Here is a 23,639-nt window from a genome sequence, read left to right as displayed (position 1 = left end):
CTGTCGGATGAACAGATTGTGCTGCGTACTGCTGGCGATGCTGCCCTTGAGTGCTTTTGCCTACCCCATCGAGGTGGAAAAGAAGTACGAGGGCGTACAGATCGACTACAACAGCCACGACACCTACCACGACACCGGCTCCATTACCGTGAACAACTACGGCAGTGTCGATGCCAAGTGTTCGGTGGTGTTTCGCAACGGCCCCGAAGCGCCACGCACTCGTCGTGTTCAGGTAGCCGCCGGGAAAAGCGTCGATGTCTCTTCCAAGTTCAATCGCAGCATTATCAAGCTGCGGATCACGCTCACTTGTGAGCCTGAATAGCAATGAGGGTAGAGCGCTCCTACGGATAAGACAAATAATTAGATATATAGGAGCAGGTTTTTGCGCTTTTTCATCGATAGGTTCACGTTTAGCCTTCTCTCCATCAACTCAACACATTCTTGGATGGAGATCACAGGTCATGTCCCGTGTACTGGTTATCGAAAGCAGCGCCCGCCAACAGGATTCGGTTTCACGTCAACTGACGCAGCAATTCATCAGTCAGTGGAAGAATTCGCACCCTGGCGATGAAATCACGGTGCGTGACCTGGCCATCGATCCTGTCCCTCACCTGGACGCAACCCTGCTGGGCGGTTGGATGAAGCCTGCCGAGCAGCGTACTGCCCTCGAGCAAGCTGCGCTGGAGCGTTCCAACCTGCTGACCGATGAACTGATTGCTGCCGACGTACTGGTCCTGGCGGCACCGATGTACAACTTCACCATCCCCAGCACCCTCAAGGCCTGGTTCGACCATGTGCTGCGTGCCGGCGTGACCTTCAAATACGGCGAAACCGGCCCTCAAGGCTTGCTGACCAACAAGCACGCTTACGTGCTGACCGCCCGCGGCGGCATCTATGCCGGCAGCAACAATGATCATCAGGAACCCTACCTGCGTCAGGTGCTGGGTTTTGTAGGGATCCACGATGTCAGCTTCATCCATGCCGAAGGCTTGAACATGGGCGGCGAGTTCAGCGAGAAAGGTTTGAACCAGGCGATTGCCAGGCTCGCTGAAGTGGCCTGACCTTTTTCGCGACTGAAGTCTTTCCTTCAGACTGTGTAGGAACGACTTCAGTCGCGAGGCGGCATTCAAAAGGCACTCTACAGAACCGTTCGATATCAATCTCCGACTAGACACCCAAACCAGCAACCCGCTATGTTCGCGACCTTCAAAAAAGGGGCGCTCATGGGTTATCTACTTATCGTGACGCTGATCCAGGCGTTTTCCTTCAGCCTGATCGGTGTCTATCTGGCGGGTCATGTCGACAGTTATCTGGCCGTGCTGATTCGCGTGGTGCTGGCGGGGCTGGTGTTCATTCCGCTGACCCATTGGCGCAAGGTCGAGCCAAGGTTCATGCGCGGCATGCTGCTGATCGGCGCGCTGCAGTTTGGCATCACTTATGTCTGCCTGTACCTGAGCTTCCGTGTGCTGACGGTGCCGGAAGTGCTGCTGTTCACCATCCTGACGCCCCTGCACGTGACCCTGATCGAAGATGCCCTCAACCGGCGTTTCAATCCATGGGCCTTGCTGGCTGCTGGCGTCGCGGTGCTGGGCGCAGGCGTGATTCGCTATGACGGGCTGGACGGCGACTTCCTCGGTGGCTTCCTGCTGCTGCAACTGGCCAACTTCACCTACGCCGCCGGGCAGGTGCTCTACAAACATCTGGTGGCGCGCCACCCGAGCGACCTGCCGCATTATCGGCGTTTCGGCTATTTCTACCTCGGTGCGCTGGCGGTAGTCCTGCCGGCCTTCCTGATGTTCGGCAATCCGCAGAACGTTCCCACCGACGCCCAGCAATGGAGCGTTCTGCTGTTCCTGGGGCTGTGTTCCACAGCATTGGGTATGTACTGGTGGAACAAGGGCGCGTGCCTGGTATCAGGTTCGACCCTGGCCGTGTTCAACGTCCTGCATGTGCCGGTGGGCCTTTTGGTCAACCTGTTGATCTGGAACCAGCACGAGTCACTGAGCCGTCTGTTCATTGGAGGGGTGCTGATTGTGGTGTCGCTCTGGATCAGCCGGTTCGGGGCCAGGCCTTTGCTGGTGAGGGGGCAGTAGGGCTAATGCAGATCAATTGAGGCATACCTGTCACTTGTGGGAGGGGCCTTGGCCGCGACGACTCAATTACAGGCAACACGTTTATGTCGCCGACAACGCTCCGAGCAGTAACGCACCTCATCCCAGCAGCGCGCCCATTTCTTGCGCCAGGTGAAAGGCAGTCCGCAAGTCGCACAGGTTTTGACTGGTAGCTCACTTTTTTTCACATCGACTTCTCCGCGCAGTGAGGCCTGGTTTCTGGAAACGAACATTGTCGTTCAAGTTGCTATTGGTGGTGGAGCTGTCGACCTCGCTATACTCCGGCAGGTCCCACATCAATAGAGCGTTTCAAAAATGGCTGTTCAACCGCCCGTGCGCTGCTACGCGACGGCAATGCGCAAGGCCTCAAGGCGGCTGACTCAGCTTTATGATGATGCTCTGGCCCCTTCGGGGCTTCGCTCGACCCAGTTTGCGATTCTTGCAGAGCTGGTTCCTCGGGCCAAATCACCCCCTACCTTGCAGGAACTGGCCGATGCGCTGGTTCTGGATCGCTCCTCATTGGGCCATAACCTGAAACCCCTTGAGCGCGACGGGCTCGTTGCGCAGCAAACCAGCCTTGCCGATCGCCGACGTCGACTGATCATGGCGACGGTCGAAGGGGAAAAGGCATTCCACGACGCCCGGATCTTGTGGCGACAGGCTCAGGAGCGGTTTCTCAAGACCTTCGGCGAGGACGCGGCGGGTGAGCTGTGCAAGGCGTTGCTCAGCATTGCCTATGACGAACGCCTTCTCACCGAAGAGTGAGGACCGCTCATGACGCTCGAATGACCCCTTTGAGCATCGCGAAGTAACTGATCAGAGCGTATGCCACCAGCGAAAAAGCCGTGGCAATGGCGATGTTCGACAGTTGGGGCTCCAGATACCAGGCGGCCAGCCAGCTCAACGATGTGGCCAGAAGCATGCGGGTGGTCATCGCAATGAAAGGCGCACCTGCATGGCCAGCCCCTTGGGCGGCGAACCCGAAGACGAAGCCGAATCCGAGTGCGGCATAAAATGGCGCCACAATGTGCAGATAGGTTTTTGCGGGCTCCAGCACGGCGGGGTCGGTGCTGAAAAACTGCAACCACAGCATCGGGAAGACAGCGACGATCAAGCCAATGACCCCGACAAAAGCGGTGCCGACCAGTATTCCGGTCCAGGCAATCTTTCTGGCCCGCTCGGTGTTGCCTGCGCCTATGTTGATCCCCACCATCGTCAAGACTGCGGCCGATAAACCGAACAGCAGCGGAATCATCACGTAATCCAGGCGCGAAGCAATCCCGAAGGCGGCCAGGGCGTCTGTGCCCGCCAGGCCGACTGCGCCGGTGATCAGGATGACAATCAGGTTGGTCATGACGGTGCTGAGCGCAGCAGGAAGGCCGACTTTCAATATTTCCCTGATCAGGCGCCACTCGAATGCAACCTTGCGGATAGTGAGGTTTGACTTGCCCGACATCATGTAGTGCACGAGAAAGAACGCTGCCGTCACGTAAAAGATGGCAAAGGCAGTCCCAGCGCCTGCAATCCCCATTGCCGGGATCGGGCCAAACCCGAAGATCAGCGCCGGGGAAGCCGGGATCAGAATGATTGCGCCTATGAGTGTGATGAGCGCGGGGATCTTTACGTTTCCCGAGCCACGAAGCGATGCGGTGATCATGTTGACGATCCACATGGGCACCGCGCCCAGAAACAGATAGTTGGAATACTTCAGGGCCGCATCCAGGGCTTCGCTGCGCCCGCCCATGGCGTGGTAGAGAAAAGGCCCCAGCAGGAGCGCGGCCACTGTAAATGCCAGGCCGATGAAAACCGCGAGAATGATGGAGTGCATCAGCAGCGAATCGGCATCGTGTTCGTTTCCCGCTCCAAAAGCACGGGCTACCGCCGAGGCCACGCCGCTTCCGATTCCGCCGCCGGACATCGTCACCATCAGCATGTAGAACGGAAATACCAGGGCGACACCTGCCAATGCAGCCGTTCCCAAAAGCCCTACGTAATAGGCCTCGGCCATGGTCACGGCGGTCTGTGCCAGCAGTACGGCGACCGTTGGCCAGGCGAGCAGCAGTAACGTCGAAAGAATCGGCCCGGTGAGGAGTCTTTCGCGGGCAGAGTTGGTGGGGGGCGATGCTGTCGCTGCGGGTTGCTGAGCAACCACCGGGGGGAGTTTTGACATGGCAGATCCGGTATCAGTGCAAGGGCATCAGCAGCAAGGCAAGTGCCACTGATTTAATGGGCATATGCCCACAATATGACCATTTTTTAGGCTGCCGGCAATCTTCCGGTACTGATCGTCTGTCATGCATGCTCAATACCGGTCATCCAGCGATGCCCTCCGATTCGCGCATTCCGGCCTCGCAGAGCGCGGCTAAATGCCCGGTCGAGCAACAAAATCCACCCACAGTGGTAAAGAAACTCGGCCCCGGCGCTCGAAACCGTTACGCTATGCAGCTGTATTTTTGTTTTTCGTCGAGGTAGCACCCGTGTTTTCCGAATTCGCCCTGCACGAACGCCTGCTTAAAGCTGTGGCCGAGCTTAAATTTGTCGAGCCTACACCTGTGCAGGCCGCCGCTATTCCGCTGGCATTGCAAGGGCGTGACCTGCGGGTGACTGCGCAAACCGGTAGCGGCAAGACCGCGGCTTTTGTATTGCCGATCCTCAACCGCCTGATCGGTCCGGCTCGGGTGCGTGTCGATATCCGCGCCGTGATCCTGCTGCCGACCCGCGAGCTGGCTCAGCAGACCCTCAAGGAAGTCGAGCGTTTCTCGCAGTTCACCTTCATCAAGGCCGGCCTGATCACCGGTGGCGAAGACTTCAAGGTTCAGGCCGCGATGCTGCGCAAGGTGCCGGACATTCTGATCGGCACCCCGGGCCGTCTGCTTGAACACCTCAACGCTGGCAACCTGGACCTCAAACTGGTTGAAGTGCTGGTCCTCGACGAAGCCGACCGCATGCTGGACATGGGCTTCTCCGAAGACGTCGAGCGTCTGGCGGGCGAATGTGCCGACCGTCAGCAGACCATGCTGTTCTCGGCCACCACGGGCGGTTCTGGCCTGCGGGACATGATCCGCAAGGTGCTGAAAGACCCACAGCACCTGCAGCTCAATAACGTCAGTGAGCTGGCCAGCGGCACCCGTCAGCAGATCATCACCGCTGACCACAACGTCCATAAAGAGCAGATTCTCAACTGGCTGCTGGCCAACGAGACTTACCAGAAAGCCATTGTGTTCACCAACACCAAGGCCATGGCTGACCGCCTGTACGGGCGTCTGGTTGCTCAGGAATACAAGGCGTTCGTGCTGCACGGCGACAAGGACCAGAAAGACCGCAAAGCGGCTATCGACCGTCTGAAGCAGGGCGGCGCCAAAATCCTGGTGGCCACGGACGTGGCTGCTCGTGGTCTGGATGTGGATGGCCTGGATCTGGTCATCAACTTCGACATGCCACGCAGCGGCGATGACTATGTTCACCGCGTTGGCCGTACCGGGCGTGCGGGCAGTGAAGGTCTGGCGGTTTCGCTGATCTGCCACGGTGACTGGAACCTGATGTCCAGCATCGAACGCTACCTCAAGCAAAGCTTCGAGCGTCGGACCATCAAGGAAGTCAAAGGCACTTACGGCGGACCGAAGAAGGTCAAGGCGTCGGGCAAGGCTGTCGGCACCAAGAAGAAAAAGACCGATACCAAGGGCGACAAGAAAAAAGTTGCCGCCAAGGGACCGACCAAGCGCAAGTCCGTCAACCGTCCCAAGTCGGATTCGCTGGTAAGCAAGGACGGCATGGCGCCGTTGAAGAAACGCAGCACACCGGCACCTGCGGCTGAATAATCTGCCATTCGCGAATAAATTCGCTCCTGCAGAGTAGGAGCGAATTTATTCGCGAAGCCTTCGATCTCCCCGGCTGAACGGCCACCCTCGCAACAGGTCACAACCTCTGAGTAGCAAGCCCGTGGCGGGATGTCATGGGCTATTCATCCATGCTGGACGGAGGTTTTACAAAATGGCTTATAACTGGGACCTTATCGAACGTCTGCTTCATGAAGTACAGAACAGCGCTGGCGAGTCCTTTGCCCCGCGCAAATACGCCGAGGATCATGCGGTTGCCAAGGCTGCCGAAGGCGAGTCTGTCGGTAATCTGGATCACCTCAAGACCGAGGCGGCCGATCTGGAAGCGCTGTTGCTCAAGCACGGCTACATCGAGCCGCGCCCTGAAGACGAGGGTGGTACCGGCACCAACTTTATCCTGACAGCTCGCGGCTCAAGCCTGCTGTCCATGATCGACAGCAGCATTCCGGGCAACGATCATCCGCGCCAGGTGCTGGACGAGCAGGCCGATGCGCTGGACCCTGCGACCTTCGATGAGGTTGCCTCCAAGGCTCAGGTGGCCTGACCCCCGTCATGCTTTTGTGAGGCCTTCAGGCAATCCAGATCCGCGAAGTCCTCACGCATGTCAGCGATCCTGGCCAGCAGCAATTTGCGCTGGTCGGGTGTGCTCTGGCCGACCACGTCCACGATGAGCGTAATCGCGGCGTGCTCGGCCCTGTTGTAGTTCTCGCGGTATTCCGGGGTCCAGAAGGTATCGCGATTCTGCAGCAGCGCGGCGATGCGTTCTGGAAAGTCCTTGGCCTGACGCTGCTGTACTGTCGCCAGGAACAGGTTCTGCCAGCGGGCGCGGTTTTCTACCCAGCCCCGGCTCTGCTCGCCCAGTGACGCCGACCAGGTCTGTACCCGTGCCTTCTGCGCCGGATTCAATTTGCCCAGCCAGGGTGTCATGCGCTTTTCCATGCGTGCGGCGCGTTCGGCGATCTGTCTTTCCAGAGAGTCGTCCAGGTATTTCTTTTCCTGTTTGCGCTGGTCCTTGGCGAAGGCGTTCTGCATCTCCTGAACCTGTTTATCGTCGAAGCGGGCCAGCAGCTCGACAGCCGAAGGCGTGACCTGGCGGGAGATTTTAGCGAGGGCTTCCTTGGCTTCTTCGGTGCGGGCTTCAAGTTCGGCCTGGGTGACTTTATCGGTCTTTACCATTTCTTCAAGGCGATCGAACCACGTCAGGTAGTCGGGCAGTTGCGTGCTGCAATGCCAGCTCAAATGCTGTTTGAGGCGTTCGTCGAGCCAGCTTTTCTGGGGGCTGTTCATGTCCAGATAGTCGCTGAGCGTCCAGGGAATGATCACGTCCAGATTGCGATACGCCAGGCCCACCTGGTTGCATGCAACAAGCAATGGCAAGGCCATCAACAGCGTAATGAAGGCTTTGAAGCGATGCATGACAACTCCTGGACAGGCTGAGTGACTGTAGAGGAGTGTAGGGGCTGGCAGTTCAACTTACTCGCGACGTTTCAGGAAAACCGGTTACGGGAAGTGTCGTACAGGGCCTAGAAGAATGAGCGAACGGCCTTGATGGTGAACGTCCCTTCGCAATACGGGTTGTGGCCGCTGTAGACGCTGCAATCACTGCCGCTGAGGCTCGATCCGCTGTAGATCAGGTTCATGTCGATTCCCAGCCATGGCCGCGACAGGTTCAGGGACCAGTCGTTGAAGCCCGTGATCAATGAACCGTCATCGCCGGCCTGTGGCGTATCGAACTGGTGATTGGCGTATTGCATGCGAACCCCGAGGCCCAGTTGCTCGATCCCGCCCAGATCGATGAAGACCGTGCTGTTGCGAGTACCGACGTCATTGCTGAAGGCCGCGCCAACGCGGCTGTTGAGCACGCGCAACCCGGCATAGAACTCATGGCTGTCGATCTGGCTGGTATCGGGATAGCTGTAGCGAATCACCCCCAGCTCGTAACCCAGGGTGTTATCGAAGGGTTTCTTGAAGCCCATGTACGAGTCGACTTCAAGGGACGTATCTTCGGTAAATCCCATATTCGGTGACCACTGACCGAAGTAAAAGCCGCTGTCATGGGTCAGGTCCAGGCCTCCGTGGAATGAGCCGGAGCTGCCGCTGGGTGTTACCAGCCCTTGGGCCATGCTGCGCGCTGGGGTAGTCGCCAGTTTCAGATTGAAGTCGCCAAGGCTGCGCTCCAGGACCTGGGCAAAGGCCTGCTGGCACATCAGAACGGTGCCGAGGGCGAGTATCTGTAATCGAGGGTTGAGCATGGCTCACTCCTTGTGCGTCGAGGAGTGTGGTCATAATGGCGTATCGAAATCGGCGCAGGGGCCCGACACAAGCCGCGAGCTAGAGCCTCGCAAGCATACCGATGAAATGCCGGGGATGCGGACCGTTCGTCGATCCGCAGGAGCGTCAGTTGCTGGCTGTTGTCTCGCCGGGCGGGATGATCAGCCCGCGAATCACTACCAGAGCCTGCTCGAACGAGGGGTAGCCGCTCTTGGCAACATCGAGCTCGGCATACTCGGCGCGATAACGTTCGGACTTTTTCGGATCACTCATGCTCAGTTGCTGGGAGAGCAGGGCAATGGCCAGAGGATGCTTGTATTTGTCGGCTGCGGTCTGCAACAGATCGATGATCTGCTTCTGATCGGCCTGTTCGCGAATCAGCAGGATCGCCTGATAGAACTCGGCTTCGCCGGAAGCATCGTCGATGGCGGCGCGTCGCAGCATGGCTTCGGCCAGTTCATAGTTTTCACGATCCGCTTCGCTGATCAGCAGCTTGGCCTGAAGCATGTCGTGCTGATACAGCAAGTGGCCTGCACGGCACTGGCTGTCAGTGTGGGGATTTTCATTGGGGCCGTTTTCGCAGTGCTGCGAGGCACAACCACCGAGGTAGATCAGAGCGCCGAAAAGCATCCAGTTCTTCATTCAAGCATTCCGCAAAGCAAAAGGGGTCTGCTACCAGAGCGTTTCCTGCTCTTGGTTTGGAGATACTGAAGGAGATTAGCAGTGAGACGGGAGGTGTAGCTAGCGCCCTGTTTTGGCAAGGCGCATAGAAACCGCAAAGCAGTCGGGGAGAATTACTTCTTGCCGAGGTTGATGTGCTTGGACGGGGTAAAGGTCTGGCCGCTCACGCCTTTGGCGATTTGCTGGATTTCGCCGCCGGACTTGAGGAAAGCTGCGATCTGCGCATTGATCGAATCGCTCGTTTCAACGGCTGGAGCTGGTTTTGCTTTGGTGTGGGATGCCTTGATACGCATGACTGCCATAACCTTCATAAACTTCGTACGGCCAGCCATCGTACAGGAAATGGCGGGTTCCTGCTGGCTTATCTGGGGCTTGAGTGGCATGAGCGGACGGGCTCGATAAGCATCGAAACGTGTCATGGCGCGCTTAACTGGCTGTTTTTAATGAAGAGTTGGGGTGGGGCGCGATGGATGCCGAAAGTTTCTGCTGACCATGGCAACTGACGAGCGGGGCCCGGCCATGCAGCGCATGCCGTGTGCAGCGCGAATGCAGACGCAAAGTCGGGTAGAATGCCGCCCACGTAATGAGGGTATCTGCAAATGGCTTTAATCGGGCGTTACAACAGCTTGCAAGTGGTCAAGCACACTAACTTCGGCCTGTACCTGGACGGTGGGCCGGATGGCGAAATCCTGCTGCCCAATCGGTATATCCCCAAGGATATTCCTTGCGAAGATGAAGACTGGCTCAACGTTTTCGTCTATCTGGACAGCGAAGACAAGCTGCTCGCCACCACTGAAAAACCCAAGGTTCAGGTCGGTGAGTTCGCCAGCCTCAAGGTGGTCGAGGTCAACAGCATCGGCGTGTTCCTGGACTGGGGGCTGCCCAAGGACCTGCTGCTGCCGTACTCCGAAGAAAAGCGCACCCTGCAGGCTGGAGATTATTGCGTGGTTCATGTCTATCTGGACAAGAAAACGCGGCGCATCACCGCCACTGCACGCCTGGATCGCTACCTGGACAAGACGCCTGCCCATTACAGCGCTGGTCAGGAAGTCGACCTGCTGGTTGCCGAAGCCACCGACATGGGCTTCAAGGCGATCATCAACAACAAGCACTGGGGCCTGATCCACAAGAACGAAGTGTTCAAGTTCCTGCGCCCCGGCAAACAGGAAAAAGGCTTCATCAAGGAAGTTCGCTCCGATGGCAATATCAGCCTGAGCCTGCAGCCCGTGGGTGCCGAAGCCGCTGACAGCCTGAACGCCAAGATCCTCGCCAAATTGCGTGAGAACAACGGCGTGCTGCCGGTCAGCGACAAGAGTGATCCACAGGTCATCAGCGGTCTGTTCGGTGTCAGCAAAGGGAACTTCAAGAAAGCGATTGGTGCCTTGTATAAACAAGGTCAGATTGTGATTCACCCTGACCGTATCGAACTGACCTGATACAGGGTGCGCCCATGAAAAAAATCCTCACGGCTTACTTCGGTACGCTTCTGGCTTTTCTGATCCTGGACGGTGTCTGGCTGGGATTGCTCATGGGCTCGACCTATCGTGACTGGCTCGGGTCGCTGATGCTGGCCACGCCACTGCTCGGGCCTGCAGTGGTGTTCTATCTGCTGTATGGGGCGGGGCTGGTGATATTTGCGGTCCTGCCCGCGCTCAAGGTGCAGCGCACGGGGCATGCAACCCTCTATGGCGGGCTGTTGGGGCTGATCGCCTATGGCACTTACGATCTGACCAACTGGGCGACCTTGCAAGGCTGGCCTGCCCAGTTGGCCCTTGTCGATCTGGCCTGGGGGACTGTGGTTTCAGCCCTGGCCGCAACGGCGGGGTATCTGGCGACACGCCGCCTGGCCTGAACGTCTTACTTCTGCAGAAAACCCGCAAAGCTCAGGTTGCTGCCCTTGGGGCGCATGTCTTTGAGGAACGAGTCCTTGTCGGCGCTCAGTTCCAGGCTCACGGTCGGCTTGCGTTTGCCAGCGTTGCGCACTTCCAGGCCTTCCATGTGATCACGCATGAAGACGGTGGTCACCTTCAGGTGCAGCAACTGATCGGTCGCCGGGGTGTGCAGCAGCAGGTGCAGCCACTCGTACTGGCCCACTTGCAGGCGTGTCACAGGCAGGTCGAACCACCAGATGTTGCGCTTGGTGTCCAGAATGGCGAAATGGGTGTTGTTGATGCCCAGCACTGCGCCGCCCAGATCCTGGTTCCTGCGTGCGATGGCCAGCTTTTTATCGAGTTTCATAACGTTCCTGTGAATCGGTTTGTTCAGTGTGCCGGGCACAGACTGACTGCGACGCGCATTCTCGCACAAACACCGTAAACAAGGCCTGCCCATCAGCGGACGAACGGCATGCTTTGGTCAGAAAATAATTGAAACTCTGCGCGACGGCCTCCGGTCAATTTTCTTGTCGAGGTTACGACATTTGATTTCAGAACGGTCTTCAAGACCCGGGAGAAACGTCATGAGCAGTACTGGCGACAAAATCAAAGGCAAAGCTAATGAAGTGGCTGGTAACGTCAAGCAAGGCATCGGCAAGGCGACCGACAACAACAGGTTGAAGGCCGAAGGCAAGGCGCAGGAACTCAAGGGCGAAGCCCAGCAAGCCAAAGGTAAAACCAAGGAAGTACTGAAAAAGGGTGTAGACAAGGCGTAGCCCTGAAGGAGAACGGATAAAGGTCATCGCCGAGATGGCCTTTATCCATCATGGCTTGAAACCTTTTACAGCTCGCTCAGTCCATTTGACGCCACTGCAATACTGTTGGCACATGGGCAGCCGCACAATCGCAACTGTCGGCCCGGCGATATAATGTAAAAGGGTTTAGCGCAAGGAGACGCCATGATCTTTCCTCACATGCGTCAATTGCCACTGGGCAAAGTGATGGTTCGCACCGTCACCGAATTTCTCGATGACGAGATGTCTACTTACGCGTCGGCACTGGCCTACCAGATGCTGTTTTCGCTGTTTCCGTTCCTGCTGTTCCTCATTGCCCTGATCGGTTTCCTGCATCTGCCGGATTTCTTCTCCTGGCTGCGCCTGCAATCGGAACTGGTTCTGCCGCCCCAGGCGCTGGAACAGGTCAACCCGGTGATCGACCAGTTGCAGCAATCCAAGGGCGGCCTGCTGTCCATCGGTATCGTCATTGCGCTGTGGACCGCTTCAGCTGGCGTACGCCTGATGATGAGCGCCATGAACGCCGCCTACGATGTGGTCGAAGGGCGCCCCATCTGGAAGCGTTTTCCACTATCGATTCTCTACACCGTGGGCATTGCCGGCATGCTGCTGGCCGCAGCCGGCTTCATGGTGGTCGGCCCGCAGGTCATGAGCTGGTTCGCTTCGCAGATCGGCATGGAAGACTTCATCGTCACACTGTGGACCGTATTGCGCTGGCCGATGATCATCCTGCTGCTGATGGTTGCCGTGGCCTTGATCTACTACGTCATGCCCGATGTGAAACAGGAATTTCGCTTCATTACCCCAGGCTCCGTGCTGGCCGTGGTGGTGTGGATCATCGCTTCCCTGGGGTTCGGTTTCTACGTCAAGACCTTTGCCGACTACAACGCCATGTACGGCAGCATCGGCGCAATCATTGTGCTGTTGTTGTACTTCTACATTTCGGCCGCGGTGTTGCTGCTCGGTGCGGAAATGAATGCGGTGATCGAGCACATGTCCCAGGAAGGCAAGGATGCCGGTGAAAAAGAAGCCGGCGACAATGGCGTGGACTCCACCGCCAAACAGCATGTTTCGGGGCTGGGGCGCGATCATTCGGTACACAGCACATTAAAGGCTGACGAATCCTGAATCAGGGTCCAGAATCGCCTTTTCGTTCGAGAGACCGACACTCATCATGATCCGCAAGATTCTGAAGATGGGCGACGAGCGCTTGCTGCGCATCGCGCCTCCCGTGCCCCGCGAGATGTTCGGCAGCAGCGAACTCAAGACGCTGATTGCCGACATGTTCGAGACTATGGAAAGTGTCGGCGGCGTCGGCCTTGCGGCACCGCAGATCGGTGTCGATCTGCAACTGGTGATATTCGGCTTCGAGCGCAGCGAGCGCTATCCCCAGGCCGAAGCCGTGCCCCAGACCATCCTGCTCAACCCGCTGATCACGCCTTTGAGCCCGACCCTTGAAGCAGGCTGGGAAGGTTGTCTTTCGGTGCCCGGCCTGCGAGGCATGGTCGATCGTTACCAGAGCATTCGCTACGAAGGCTTCGACCCGGATGGCCAGCCGATCCAGCGCACTGCCCAGGGTTTTCACGCCCGCGTGGTCCAGCACGAATGCGATCACCTGATCGGTCGTCTGTACCCTTCGCGGATCACGGATTTCAGCAAGTTCGGCTTTATCGAGGTCATGTTCCCGGACATGGACCCCAACGCCGACGAATGACTCAGGCGCCGGTCCGGCACAAGGCAACCAGCGCCTTGCTGCGGCTGAAGCGCATGAACTTTTCCCCCAGTGAATGCGGCAGCCTCTGGGCCGTCTCGAAACCGCTCACTTCATAGAACGTCTGAAGGTCTGGATGGCAGAACAGCCAGACCGGACCGTTCAATGGCTCCACTGCATGGCCTATCAGACGGCGGGCAATGGCCTGGCCACGCAGTTGCGGGTCCACGAAAAGCCCCGTCAGCCAATGCCCGTCAGCGACTTCGCTCAGGCAAAGGGCGCCGACGATCTGCGTTTGCTTCGCCACCCACAGCGTTCCGCGAGGCACTGCGCGCATGGAGGACTTGTGTTCGCGGTAGAACTTGTCCAGCAAAGGGCGGCAGGTGTCGGGCAGGGTGCTGAACTGAATGTCGGGCATGATCGGGCTCTGATCTTCGAGGCGGGCAAGCATAAATCATCGACCTGGCAGACAGATATTCCTGATAGCGGCATGAATCGCCGGGATACGACCCCGACTCTGGTAAAGCGCGGATTAACTGTTAAGTTCAAACGTTCAGTCAATTCATCTCAGGAGGAGGCCATGAACGACCATCGCGGTCTGCCCGTTGTATCCAGGACACGCCTGATGTTCCTGGGATGCAGCCTGCTGCTGAGTTGGGCGCTGGCCCAGAACGCTCATGCCGATGAGGCGGACGATACGGCGCTGCTGTTCGTTCAGGAGCGCCACCTGGGCGACAGTCTGGGCTGGCTGGGTTATCAGGTCGCTTCACGCACCGTCACCTTTGGCAGCATCGTGGAATCGATTGGCAAGATTCAGGCTCAGGATCTGGTGCAGAAAGAACTGCAACGCCTGCAGCCCACTTACCAGGTGCAATGGGACCGCAACCTTGCGTCCGCCTATGCCCAGTCCTTTTCGGCGCAGGAATTGCAGTCCCTTAATGAAGGCAGCGGCTCCTTGCCCTTGATGAACAAACTCAAGGCCAGGAACAACGAAGTCGGCGCCCGGATGAAAGAGCGTTCATCCGAACTGCTGAAGACCTTCGTTGCCCAAGCACTGGGCAATGCGCAGAAGTCGCTCGCCCGCTAGGTACTGAAAGAAACAGCGAAAGCGAGGAAAACACCATGGACCTATTCATGCAGGCCGCCATTGACGAGGCGCAACAGGGATTGGCTGAGGGCGGGATTCCTATCGGTTCGGTCATCGTTCACGATGGCAAGATCATTGGCCGTGGACACAATCGTCGGGTTCAGGAGGGCAGCGCCATCAAGCATGGCGAGATGGACGCACTGGAAAACGCCGGCCGCCAGCCTGCCAGTGTCTACCGGGATTCGGTGCTCTACACCACCTTGTCGCCTTGTGCGATGTGCAGCGGGGCTATTCTGCTCTACGGCATCGGCAAGGTCATCGTGGGAGAAAACGAGACATTCATGGGCGAGGAAGAGCTGTTGCGCTCTCGCGGGGTGCAAGTCGATGTGCTTCACGACACGACATGCCAGCACATGATGCACGGTTTTATCGCCAGCAAGCCCGAACTGTGGAGTGAAGATATCGGCGAATAAAGGCTTTATGCTAGCAAGCCTTCGCGGGCTCTCTGAAGGGTGATAATCTCGGCTCAGTTACTTCATGAAGCACGGAGCCCGTAATGCCGGTTCAGCGACGCAATAACGTAAACGTCATGGGCGATGGACCGGCCACATTGATTTTTGCTCACGGTTTTGGTTGCAACCAGAACATGTGGCGCTTTATTGCGCCTGTATTTGCCAAGCATTTCAAGGTCGTGCTGTTCGACCTGGTGGGCAGTGGCAAGTCCGAACTGTCGGCTTACATCCCGCACAAATACGCCTCCCTGCGCGGCTATGCCAGCGATCTGCTGGAAGTGGTCCGTGATTTCGCCAATCCCGGCCCGGTGATTCATGTCGGGCACTCGGTCAGCGCCATGATCGCCGTACTGGCCGAACTCCAGGAGCCCGGCCGTTTTGCCGCGCACATCATGGTCGGCCCGTCGCCGCGCTACCTTGATGATGAAGGCTACGTGGGCGGTTTCAGCCGCACGGACATCGACTCATTGCTGCATACCCTGGAAAGCAACTACCTGGGCTGGTCCAGCACCATGGCGCCGACGCTCATGGGGTCTGCCGACCGGCCTGAGCTGGGCGAGGAACTGGCTGACAGTTTCTGTAGCACCAACGCCGATATCGCCAAGCAGTTTGCCCGCGTGACCTTCATGTCTGACCACCGCAAGGACGTAGAGGGTTTTTCCAGCCAGACCCTGATTCTGCAATGCAGTGATGACATGATCGTTCCCGTCCAGGTGGGCGAATACCTCAACCGTGTCATTGAGAACAGTACATTGCGTGTGATCGAAAACGTGGGTCATTACCCTCATATGAGTGCTCCCAAGGCCTGTGTCGCAGCAATGGGTGAGTTTTTGCAACCTTTTGGATATGCAGAACATGTCATCTGATGCGCCTGCCGTACCTGACGGCGACGACCTGTTCGAGGGCGCTCCCTGTGGTTTGTTGCTGACTCGGGAAAACGGCACCATCGAGCGGGTCAACCAGACCTTCTGCGTCTGGCTGGGTGTGGAGCGCGAGGCGCTGCTGGGGCGGCGGTTTCAAGACCTGCTGAACATGGCGGGCAAGATTTTCCATCAGACTCACTGGGCGCCGTTGCTCCATGCCCGGGGCTCGGTTGCCGAAGTCAAACTTGAGCTGATTCATGCGGACGGTCGCTCCATTCCGATGATGCTCAATGGCATACGCCGGGAACATGACGGCGTCTTTTTCAATGAGCTGGCGCTGTTTATCGCCGAAGAACGCAACAAATACGAACGTGAGCTGCTGGCGGCGCAAAAACTTGCCGAAGAGTTGCTGCTGCAACAGATGAGTGTCCAGACCGAGCTGACGTCGGCCCGCAACCGCTTGCGTCTGGCCCATGTCGAAGCGGAAATCCGGGCGATCTTTGCCGAGCAGATGGTGAGCATTTTCAGTCACGACCTGCGCAACCCGCTGGCGGCGATCAAGATGGCCTCCGGTCTGCTGGGTCGCAGCGCTTTGAAGCCTCGACAGGAACGCATGCTGGGCCATATCAATCATGCGACTGACCGAGCCCAGCGCATGATCGTCGACCTCCTGGACTTCACCGATGCCAGGGTCGGGCGCGGCATTTCGGTCACGCCTCAGGCCATTGATCTGCATGCAGTGACGGAGCGCAGTGTCGAAGAGTTGCGTCAGTCATTCCCTGGCCATGTCATCACTCATCGCCGTGAAGGCGAGGGCCCATGCCATGCAGATGCCGACCGTCTGGGGCAGGTCATCGGCAACCTGGTTGCCAATGCCATCAACTACGGTTCGGTAGATGGAGAAATCGTGGTGACCTCGACTCTGGAGCCGCACTTGATGCGCCTGTCGGTGCATAACTTCGGTGAGCCGATACCGCCCGAGCAGATCGAGAGCCTGTTCGAGCCAGCCGTGCGCAGCGCCAGTGATACCGATGAAAGTCGCAGTGTCGGGCTGGGGTTGTTCATTGTCCGGGAGATTGTCCGGGCGCATCTGGGCGATGTGATCGTCCTCTCCAGCCCCGAACATGGCACGACCTTCACCGCGAGTATTCCGCAGAGAGCCTGAGGTCGACCTTTTCGCGGATGAATCTCCTACAGTGCGTGCGTGGGGAATTCATTCGCGAAGGCTCTCTGACACGGCTTCAGACCATCCTTGTTACAAACTCCCTCGTTATAAACTTGCTCATCTGCCATGCAAGACCGAACCTGACAACCCAATCGCTATCAAAGCCTAACCATTTCCCTTGAGGGCAAGTGATGAACAGTTTTGTGCGAAACCTCGCAATGATGCTGCTGGTTGGCCTGTCAGGCATCGGCGTTGCCCAGGCGCAGGATCAGCCGGGCCGCAACGGGGCAACCAGCAATCCCTATAACAGCCCGATCCACCGCGCCAACCCCAACAGTCGCCAGGGCACCCAGCCCAGCACGCCGCAGGTGCAGCCCAACATCGTCCCCGCACCTCGCCAACCTACACTGGAAAACGGCGGGATCCGCAATGGCTATCCAACCCGGCAGCCACCGCCCAGCCCGACCATCCAGAATAATCAGAATACGACTCCCAAACGCCCATAACCCATCCCCGCAGTAGTCGGGACCTCTACTCAATGCATAAGGAATCGCCCATGTTTAGAAAAACCCTGATCGCGGCAATGTGTGCCACGGTGATGTCGAGCTTGCCGTTGACTGCCAGCGCGGCCGACGAGGCCGTGAAGCAATACAAGAGCGAACTGGGCACTGTCAGTGTCAGCGAAGTGGCAGACGGGCTGGATCATCCTTGGGCGCTGGCGTTCCTGCCGGACAAGAAAGGCATTCTGGTGACCGAGCGTTCAGGCAATCTGCGCGTCGTTTCGCCGGACGGCAAACTCTCCGGCCCGATCTCGGGTGTTCCGCAAGTCTGGGCCAAAGGGCAGGGCGGCTTGCTGGACGTGGTGCTGTCCCCTGATTTCGCCAAGGACCGCATGGTCTACCTGACCTACTCCGAAGGCAGCGGCAAGACGGCCGCCGAAGGCGAAACCGCAGGCACCGCTGCCGGCCGTGGTCGTCTGTCGGCTGACCTGACCAAACTGGAAGATTTCACCGTGATTTTCCGCCAGCAGCCAAAACTGTCGGTGGGTAACCACTTCGGCTCGCGGATGGTCTTTGACCGCGACGGCTACCTGTTTATCGCCCTGGGCGAAAACAACAACCGTGCAACGTCCCAGGACCTGGACAAGCTGCAGGGCAAGGTCGTGCGCATCTACCCCGATGGCAATGTCCCCAAAGACAACCCCTTTGTCGGGCAGAACAACGTGCGTCCGGAAATCTGGTCTTACGGCCATCGCAACCAGCAGGGCGCGGCCCTCAACCCCTGGAGCGGAACCGTGTGGACCAATGAGCATGGTCCAAAGGGTGGCGATGAGCTGAATATCATCGAACGTGCCCAGAACTATGGCTGGCCACTGGCTACCCATGGCATCAACTATTCCGGTCAACCGATCCCGGAAGCCAAGGGCAAGTTTGTCGAGGGCACCAAAGTGCCTTTCCATGTGTGGGAAAAATCGCCGGGTATCAGCGGCATGGCGTTTTACAACAATGGTCTTTTCAAGGCCTGGGACCACAACGTGTTTATCGGAGCACTGGCCACCGAAGAGTTGATCCGTTTGCAGTTTGAAGGCGACCGCATTGTTCATGAAGAACGCTTTCTGGGCGATATGAAACAGCGTATTCGCGATGTTCGTCAGGGGCCGGATGGTTACGTGTATCTGCTGACCGATGACGATAAAGGGAAGTTGCTTAAAGTCGGTTTGCAACAATAAATAAAAACTCCCGCATGAACGTGTCATGCGGGAGTTTTTTCAAGCCAGGGAAGCTTGGGTACAACGCTTAGCGGTCTTGAGCGTCGCGCAGTACTTCGCCTGTCTTGGCGTCGACTTCGAAGTCCCACTCCACGCCCTTGGCGTCTTTCAGCTCGATCTGATACACGTAACGGCCGGCGTGCCTTTCAAGCTCGGTGTCGTGGATCTGGAAGCCTGGGTGTTTGGCCAGAGCCTGTTTGTTGAACTGTTCAAAGTCTCCGACCGCGCCGGACTTTTGCAGACGAATCACTTCGTCAGGACCAATATCAGCCTGTGCCATACCGGCAGCAGTGGTCAGGGCAAAAGCGGTGAAAAGAGCAGGCATAAGTTTCATGGTGTATTCCTTCTGATGGGACTGCTTAAATGGATGCTTTACCAGTTGGTTCGTTCAACTGTTTTGTTGAAGCCAGATTAATGCGCCTTACTTAATTCATCCTTAAATATGCGAAACAGCTTGTTTTTCCTGAAAACGGCCTGCGGGTAATTGCACAGCGCGTGCAGACAGAGGTTGTAAAAAAACAGCGGTGAACGTAAAAGGTTGCCCCCGGCCAGATGGTGCTCGCCTCTGTCCTGGTTCCCGTTACCCTGGAGTTCATCGATGAGTACGTCACGCCGACCTGCTGCACGTCTGGTTTCGTGTCTGTTGCCTTTTGGCATGGCTGTCACTTCACCACTGCTGGCTGCAGAAGCGGTGAGTCTGGAGGCTGTGAACGTGTCGGGTACTGCCGAAGCGTCCAGCCCGGATTATCAGGCCCGCGAAGCGTCGGTCGGCAGCTTTGGCGAGACGGCCCTGCTCGACAACCCTGCATCGGTTTCGGTATTCACCGACGCCCTGATCAAGGACCGTCAGGCCAGATTGCTCAGTGAAATCCTGCGCAATGACGCTTCGGTGGGCGAGGGCTATGCCCCGGTGGGCTATTACGAGAACTTTGTGGTGCGTGGCTTTTCCCTGAATGCCGCCAACAGCTATCGCATCAACGGACGCACCATCGCGGGCGAGCAGAACGTGGCGCTTGAAAACAAACAGCAGGTGGAACTGCTCAAAGGCTTGTCCGGTCTGCAAAGCGGTGCCGCCTCGCCGGGCGGCGTGATCAACTACCAGACCAAACGTGCCCAGAATGTGCGCTCTGTGACCGTGTCTACCAATGAACACGGCGGGCGCTATATCGCGACCGACGTTGGTGGCTGGTTCGGCAGCGAAAATCAGTTCGGTCTACGCGCCAACCTTGCCCATGAAGACCTGCGCTCCTACGTCGACCATGCCGATGGCCAGCGTGATTTCGCTTCCCTGGCGTTCGACTGGAACATCAGTGACCGCGCCTTGCTGCAACTGGACGTCGAATACCAGACTAAAGAGCAGCGCTCGGTGCCGGGTTATCAATTGCTCGGCGGCACGGCTTTGCCTCATAACGCCTCGCCGCGCAGGCTGCTGGGTTATCAGAGCTGGTCGAACCCGGTGGGCATCGACTCGTTGAACATGAATGGTCGCTTCGAGTACCGGTTCAACGACGCCTGGAAGGGCAGCCTCAGTGCTTCACGCAGTCGCGTGGTGATCGACGACTACAGCGCCTTCGCCTGGGGCTGCTACGGCTCGCCCAGTTGTGCTGCCGAGGCGGTTCCCAATCACTTCAGTGCCGAAGGCGGCTACGACATCTACGACTTCCGCAGCCCGGACGACACCCGCCGCAACGATGAAGTCGAAGCGGCCATGACCGGCACCTTCGACACCGGCTCGCTCAAACATGAGCTGACCTTCGGCACCAGCGCGTTTCGGCGTACCGTCGATACCCGTGGCACCTTCAACGAGATGGTCGGCTCGGGCAACATCGATTCAACCCCTGATGCGGTATCGCCTTCGAACTTGCCGCTGCCTGATAGCGAACGCCGCCTGGACAGCCGCCAGTACGGGCTGTTCGTGACAGACCGGATCAGCTTCAACGAACACTGGCAGACCGTTCTGGGCGGGCGTCAGGTGCGTCTCGACGAGCACGCCTACGCCGAAGATGGCAGCGAACAGCGTCATACCCAGCGTTCGATCTTCCTGCCCCAGGCGGCACTGATCTACAAACCGGTGGAAAACATTTCGCTCTACACCAGCTACAGCAAAGGCCTGTCGCTGGGCGGTACGGCGGCCTGGTTCACCACCAATGCCAGTGAAATTCTTGCGCCCACCGTCTCGCGACAACTGGAAGCGGGCATCAAGTACGACTGGCAGCGCATGAGCTTCACAGCGGCTCTGTTTCAGGCACGTCAGGCCTATCAGTACTCCAAACCCAACGACGATGGCACCTTCACCTACGTTCAGCAGGGCGAGCAGAAGAACACGGGTCTGGAACTGGGCGCCAATGGCTGGGTGACCGAGCGTCTGCAAATATCGGCCAGTGCAGCGGCGATCCGGGCGCGGGTTGAAGGCAGCGGTACTGAGGCTTATGAAGACCATCAGGCGCTCAATGTCCCGAAATACCGCGCCAGCCTTCAGGCGGACTACAGCCTGCCGATCCGGGGCCTGGCGTTACTGGGCGGCATGCAATACAGCGCCAGCAAATACGCCAACCGCGAAGGCACGGTGAAGGTCAACGACTACGCTCTGTTCAATATCGGCAGCCGCTACAGCACTCGGCTGGGCGACTACGACACCGTGTTCCGCCTGACCGTGGACAACCTGTTCGACAAGCGCTACTGGCGTGATGCCGGTGAATATCTGGGCGACGACTACCTGTTCATGGGCGCCCCGAGAACGGCGACCTTGTCGGCTTCGGTCAATTTCTGAATGGGTCTTTCGCGAATGAATTCGCTCCTTCAGCGCGCGTAGGAGCGAATTCATTCGCGAACAAGGTCCGCAACCACCAGCTTTGCTATCCTTCGCGTCCTGCGCGCGCAGGCGTTCTTTTCAGACATGTTTACGGGGGCTTCATGACAGCCATTGTTAAACCACGCCCTCAGCCATTCTCCAGGGCCGACTACAAGACCTTGAGCCTTGCCGCTCTGGGCGGCGCTCTTGAAATCTACGACTTCATCATCTTCGTATTCTTCGCTCTGCCCCTCAGCCAGCTGTTCTTCCCGCCAGACATGCCCGAATGGCTGCGCCTGCTGCAAAGCTTCGGCATCTTCGTCACCGGCTATCTGGCACGTCCGCTGGGCGGCATCCTGATGGCGCATTTTGCCGACCGTCTGGGCCGCAAACGGATGTTCAGTCTGAGCATCCTGATGATGGCGTTACCCTGCCTGCTGATCGGTATCATGCCCACCTACGCCCAGATCGGTTACTGGGCGCCGCTGATCCTGCTGGCGCTGCGCATCCTGCAAGGTGCCGCCGTGGGTGGGGAAGTGCCGAGCGCCTGGGTGTTCGTCGCCGAACATGCGCCTGCGGGGCATCGCGGCTATGCCCTCGGGGTTCTGCAAGCCGGGCTGACGTTCGGGTATCTGCTGGGCGCGCTGACAGCGACCTGGCTGGCCCGGGTGTTCACTCCTGCGGAAGTTCTGGATTACGCCTGGCGCATCCCGTTCCTGCTGGGTGGTGTATTTGGCGTGGTGGGTGTCTGGCTGCGTCGCTGGCTCAGCGAAACCCCGGTATTCGTTGCCATGCAGGCACAGCGCGAAAACAGGCAGGGCCTGCCGTTGGGCCAGGTATTGCGCGAACATCGCCAGTCGCTGCTGCCCGCGGCCTTGCTCACCTGCGTGCTGACCTCCGCCGTGGTGGTGCTGGTAGTAATTACCCCGACCGTCATGCAGAAAAGCTTTGGCATCAGCGCCAGCGACACCTTTGCCTTGAGCGCTATCGGCATTGTCTTTCTCAACATCGGCTGTGTGCTGGCCGGCATGCTGGTGGATCGCATCGGTGCCTGGCGGGGCGTGATCGTCTACAGCCTGTTGCTGCCGCTGGGCATCGGCGTGTTGTACGCCAGCCTTGTCCTGCAATGGCTGCCGCTGACGGTCGCCTATGCCATGGCCGGTCTGGCCAGCGGTATTGTCGGGGTCGTGCCGTCGGTCATGGTGGGGCTGTTCCCGCCCGGCATCCGGGTATCGGGCATCTCCTTCACCTACAACATCGCCTACGCACTCTGGGCCAGCACCACGCCGCTGATGCTGATCGCCCTGATGCCCTGGAGCCCGTGGGTCTGCGTCGCCTATGGCGTGGTCATGGGCTGTGTCGGCTTGCTCACCGCTGCGGTCTTCGGCCTGCACAAGGGCATGGCCGTGGATGACGGGCTGACCTGTCGCGTTTGAGCCTGCATTCAGTCGGCTGCTTGTGGCCTGATCCTTTCTTTCTCTGCCGGGAAGCTACGCTTGCTAATGCCTCCCGGCATTGCGCAACCCGTCTGCGGGAGCAGCGTGACAGGCGCGGGAGCAACTGGCGGGTTTCTACCTGAAGAGACCGGGCATTCCTCCAGAAGCCCTACAGGCGGCGACCCATATTCCTGCAGCATGTGTCGGTTGTGCCAAGACCTTGAACCTGCAACAGCCTGCACGTGCCGCATCTGACGAAACCGGGCCGACAACGGCCAGGAGCGTGTTCATGAGCACCTATGACGACAATGCCAGGGAGCAGATTCAGGCATCGCTGCAAAGATGGGCCATGGCTGTGCGCAACAAGGATCTGGACGCAATCACCGCTTATTACCACCCGCAAGTGGTCGCTTACGATGCGATCATTCAGTTGCAGTTCAAAGGCATCGAAGCCTATCGCGAGCACTGGCAACACTGCCTGGGCATGTGCCAGGGCCCCATGCTGTTTGAGATGCAGGACCTCACCATCCATGCCGATGGTGATGTGGCCTTTGCCCACTGGCTGAATCATTGCGGCGCCGCCGATGAAAGCGGCGAGATGAAAGGCTCATGGATGAGGGCCAGCGCTGGCTACCTGCTGACTGCCGAAGGCTGGAAAGCCGTCCATGAGCACTTTTCCGCACCTTTCGACATGCAGAGCGGCAAGGCGCTGTTCGACCTCAAGCCCTGATCAGGCACG

29 protein-coding genes are annotated in these 23,639 nt (G+C 58.3%); 20 read left to right on the top strand and 9 right to left on the bottom strand.

What is annotated here, in order from left to right:
• Positions 1-7 precede the first annotated feature (7 nt).
• The 3 genes from CKW23_RS10340 (at position 8) to CKW23_RS10330 (ending at position 2,093) form a co-directional block, all read left to right on the top strand.
• Positions 8-322, top strand: coding sequence for a hypothetical protein (locus CKW23_RS10340; RefSeq protein ID WP_025261427.1), 315 nt, complete (start codon positions 8-10; stop codon positions 320-322).
• 139 nt (positions 323-461) lie between these two features.
• Positions 462-1,061: an FMN-dependent NADH-azoreductase gene (locus CKW23_RS10335; protein WP_095067527.1), complete on the top strand. Its 600-nt coding sequence runs from the start codon at positions 462-464 to the stop codon at positions 1,059-1,061.
• A 162-nt stretch (positions 1,062-1,223) separates the two neighbouring features.
• The gene (locus tag CKW23_RS10330) at positions 1,224-2,093 is read left to right on the top strand and encodes a carboxylate/amino acid/amine transporter (protein WP_025261425.1); all 870 of its coding nucleotides are present in this window, start codon (positions 1,224-1,226) and stop codon (positions 2,091-2,093) included.
• Between the two features lie 62 nt (positions 2,094-2,155).
• On the opposite strand, the gene CKW23_RS10325 is transcribed toward CKW23_RS10330, so the two are convergent.
• Complete coding sequence (locus CKW23_RS10325; RefSeq protein WP_074568822.1) at positions 2,156-2,299, bottom strand: DUF2256 domain-containing protein; 144 nt, start codon at positions 2,297-2,299, stop codon at positions 2,156-2,158.
• Positions 2,300-2,426: 127 nt separating this feature from the next.
• Between CKW23_RS10325 and CKW23_RS10320 the strand changes: the two genes are divergently transcribed.
• Positions 2,427-2,876 carry a MarR family winged helix-turn-helix transcriptional regulator gene (locus CKW23_RS10320; RefSeq protein WP_025261424.1) on the top strand — a complete coding sequence of 150 codons (450 nt, stop codon included), beginning with the start codon at positions 2,427-2,429 and terminating at the stop codon, positions 2,874-2,876.
• 7 nt (positions 2,877-2,883) lie between these two features.
• On the opposite strand, the gene CKW23_RS10315 is transcribed toward CKW23_RS10320, so the two are convergent.
• Entirely contained in the window at positions 2,884-4,281 is a 1,398-nt protein-coding gene (locus CKW23_RS10315; protein ID WP_025261423.1) for an MATE family efflux transporter, read from the bottom strand.
• Between the two features lie 307 nt (positions 4,282-4,588).
• Here CKW23_RS10315 and CKW23_RS10305 point away from each other — a divergent pair, with 307 nt between their 5' ends.
• Positions 4,589-5,929, top strand: a complete 1,341-nt coding sequence (locus CKW23_RS10305) for a DEAD/DEAH box helicase (protein ID WP_025261422.1) — start codon at positions 4,589-4,591, stop codon at positions 5,927-5,929.
• 172 nt (positions 5,930-6,101) lie between these two features.
• Positions 6,102-6,491, top strand: coding sequence for a hypothetical protein (locus CKW23_RS10300; protein WP_025261421.1), 390 nt, complete (start codon positions 6,102-6,104; stop codon positions 6,489-6,491).
• Here the strand turns inward: CKW23_RS10300 and CKW23_RS10295 are convergent.
• The 4 genes from CKW23_RS10295 to CKW23_RS10280 form a co-directional block, all read right to left on the bottom strand.
• Positions 6,479-7,363 (bottom strand): DUF6279 family lipoprotein, encoded by an 885-nt coding sequence (locus tag CKW23_RS10295; protein WP_025261420.1) that lies wholly within the window; start codon positions 7,361-7,363, stop codon positions 6,479-6,481. The two genes, CKW23_RS10300 and CKW23_RS10295, sit on opposite strands and share 13 nt — an antisense overlap.
• 107 nt (positions 7,364-7,470) lie before the next feature.
• A complete protein-coding gene (locus CKW23_RS10290) occupies positions 7,471-8,199 on the bottom strand; it encodes a TorF family putative porin (protein ID WP_025261419.1) in 729 nt (242 codons plus the stop codon).
• Positions 8,200-8,344: 145 nt separating this feature from the next.
• Positions 8,345-8,860, bottom strand: coding sequence for a hypothetical protein (locus tag CKW23_RS10285; protein ID WP_025261418.1), 516 nt, complete (start codon positions 8,858-8,860; stop codon positions 8,345-8,347).
• A 152-nt stretch (positions 8,861-9,012) separates the two neighbouring features.
• The gene (locus CKW23_RS10280) at positions 9,013-9,201 is read right to left on the bottom strand and encodes a hypothetical protein (protein WP_025261417.1); all 189 of its coding nucleotides are present in this window, start codon (positions 9,199-9,201) and stop codon (positions 9,013-9,015) included.
• 297 nt (positions 9,202-9,498) lie between these two features.
• Between CKW23_RS10280 and CKW23_RS10275 the strand changes: the two genes are divergently transcribed.
• Positions 9,499-10,335, top strand: a complete 837-nt coding sequence (locus tag CKW23_RS10275) for a S1 RNA-binding domain-containing protein (RefSeq protein ID WP_025261416.1) — start codon at positions 9,499-9,501, stop codon at positions 10,333-10,335.
• A 14-nt stretch (positions 10,336-10,349) separates the two neighbouring features.
• Positions 10,350-10,751 (top strand): DUF2177 family protein, encoded by a 402-nt coding sequence (locus CKW23_RS10270; RefSeq protein ID WP_025261415.1) that lies wholly within the window; start codon positions 10,350-10,352, stop codon positions 10,749-10,751.
• Positions 10,752-10,756: 5 nt separating this feature from the next.
• Here CKW23_RS10270 and CKW23_RS10265 read toward each other — a convergent pair whose 3' ends face one another.
• Complete coding sequence (locus CKW23_RS10265; protein ID WP_025261414.1) at positions 10,757-11,137, bottom strand: hypothetical protein; 381 nt, start codon at positions 11,135-11,137, stop codon at positions 10,757-10,759.
• A 220-nt stretch (positions 11,138-11,357) separates the two neighbouring features.
• On the opposite strand from CKW23_RS10265, the gene CKW23_RS10260 reads away from it, so the two are divergent.
• The 3 genes from CKW23_RS10260 (at position 11,358) to def (ending at position 13,281) form a co-directional block, all read left to right on the top strand.
• On the top strand, positions 11,358-11,549 hold the full coding sequence (locus CKW23_RS10260; RefSeq protein ID WP_025261413.1) for a CsbD family protein: 192 nt from the start codon (positions 11,358-11,360) through the stop codon (positions 11,547-11,549).
• Positions 11,550-11,732: 183 nt separating this feature from the next.
• Positions 11,733-12,695, top strand: a complete 963-nt coding sequence (locus CKW23_RS10255; RefSeq protein ID WP_095067526.1) for a YihY/virulence factor BrkB family protein — start codon at positions 11,733-11,735, stop codon at positions 12,693-12,695.
• Positions 12,696-12,741: 46 nt separating this feature from the next.
• Positions 12,742-13,281 carry a peptide deformylase gene (gene def / locus CKW23_RS10250; protein ID WP_095067525.1) on the top strand — a complete coding sequence of 180 codons (540 nt, stop codon included), beginning with the start codon at positions 12,742-12,744 and terminating at the stop codon, positions 13,279-13,281.
• 1 nt (position 13,282) lies between these two features.
• Here def and CKW23_RS10245 read toward each other — a convergent pair whose 3' ends face one another.
• A complete protein-coding gene (locus CKW23_RS10245; protein ID WP_095067564.1) occupies positions 13,283-13,696 on the bottom strand; it encodes a GNAT family N-acetyltransferase in 414 nt (137 codons plus the stop codon).
• Positions 13,697-13,903: 207 nt separating this feature from the next.
• On the opposite strand from CKW23_RS10245, the gene CKW23_RS10240 reads away from it, so the two are divergent.
• The 6 genes from CKW23_RS10240 (at position 13,904) to CKW23_RS10215 (ending at position 18,634) form a co-directional block, all read left to right on the top strand.
• Positions 13,904-14,365: a hypothetical protein gene (locus CKW23_RS10240; RefSeq protein ID WP_095067563.1), complete on the top strand. Its 462-nt coding sequence runs from the start codon at positions 13,904-13,906 to the stop codon at positions 14,363-14,365.
• Positions 14,366-14,400: 35 nt separating this feature from the next.
• Positions 14,401-14,838, top strand: a complete 438-nt coding sequence (locus CKW23_RS10235) for a nucleoside deaminase (RefSeq protein WP_025261408.1) — start codon at positions 14,401-14,403, stop codon at positions 14,836-14,838.
• An 83-nt stretch (positions 14,839-14,921) separates the two neighbouring features.
• Positions 14,922-15,743: an alpha/beta fold hydrolase gene (locus CKW23_RS10230; protein ID WP_025261407.1), complete on the top strand. Its 822-nt coding sequence runs from the start codon at positions 14,922-14,924 to the stop codon at positions 15,741-15,743.
• Positions 15,733-16,905 (top strand): PAS domain-containing sensor histidine kinase, encoded by a 1,173-nt coding sequence (locus CKW23_RS10225; protein ID WP_025261406.1) that lies wholly within the window; start codon positions 15,733-15,735, stop codon positions 16,903-16,905. Before CKW23_RS10230 ends, CKW23_RS10225 begins: the two co-directional genes overlap by 11 nt.
• A 191-nt stretch (positions 16,906-17,096) precedes the next feature.
• On the top strand, positions 17,097-17,411 hold the full coding sequence (locus CKW23_RS10220; protein ID WP_025261405.1) for a hypothetical protein: 315 nt from the start codon (positions 17,097-17,099) through the stop codon (positions 17,409-17,411).
• Positions 17,412-17,461: 50 nt separating this feature from the next.
• Positions 17,462-18,634 (top strand): PQQ-dependent sugar dehydrogenase, encoded by a 1,173-nt coding sequence (locus tag CKW23_RS10215; RefSeq protein ID WP_095067524.1) that lies wholly within the window; start codon positions 17,462-17,464, stop codon positions 18,632-18,634.
• Between the two features lie 67 nt (positions 18,635-18,701).
• On the opposite strand, the gene CKW23_RS10210 is transcribed toward CKW23_RS10215, so the two are convergent.
• Positions 18,702-19,007, bottom strand: coding sequence for a PepSY domain-containing protein (locus CKW23_RS10210; RefSeq protein ID WP_025261403.1), 306 nt, complete (start codon positions 19,005-19,007; stop codon positions 18,702-18,704).
• Between the two features lie 264 nt (positions 19,008-19,271).
• On the opposite strand from CKW23_RS10210, the gene CKW23_RS10205 reads away from it, so the two are divergent.
• The 3 genes from CKW23_RS10205 (at position 19,272) to CKW23_RS10195 (ending at position 23,630) form a co-directional block, all read left to right on the top strand.
• Positions 19,272-21,443 carry a TonB-dependent siderophore receptor gene (locus CKW23_RS10205; RefSeq protein ID WP_025261402.1) on the top strand — a complete coding sequence of 724 codons (2,172 nt, stop codon included), beginning with the start codon at positions 19,272-19,274 and terminating at the stop codon, positions 21,441-21,443.
• 143 nt (positions 21,444-21,586) lie between these two features.
• Positions 21,587-22,900 (top strand): MFS transporter, encoded by a 1,314-nt coding sequence (locus CKW23_RS10200; protein WP_095067523.1) that lies wholly within the window; start codon positions 21,587-21,589, stop codon positions 22,898-22,900.
• 289 nt (positions 22,901-23,189) lie between these two features.
• On the top strand, positions 23,190-23,630 hold the full coding sequence (locus tag CKW23_RS10195) for a nuclear transport factor 2 family protein (protein ID WP_025261400.1): 441 nt from the start codon (positions 23,190-23,192) through the stop codon (positions 23,628-23,630).
• Positions 23,631-23,639: the final 9 nt, after the last annotated feature.

Source organism: Pseudomonas sp. Irchel 3A18, from assembly GCF_900187465.1.
In the GTDB taxonomy this organism is placed as follows: Bacteria; Pseudomonadota; Gammaproteobacteria; order Pseudomonadales; family Pseudomonadaceae; genus Aquipseudomonas; species Aquipseudomonas cichorii.
Note: the sequence above shows the minus strand (reverse complement) of the source record. Positions and strands in the feature narration are given on the sequence as shown.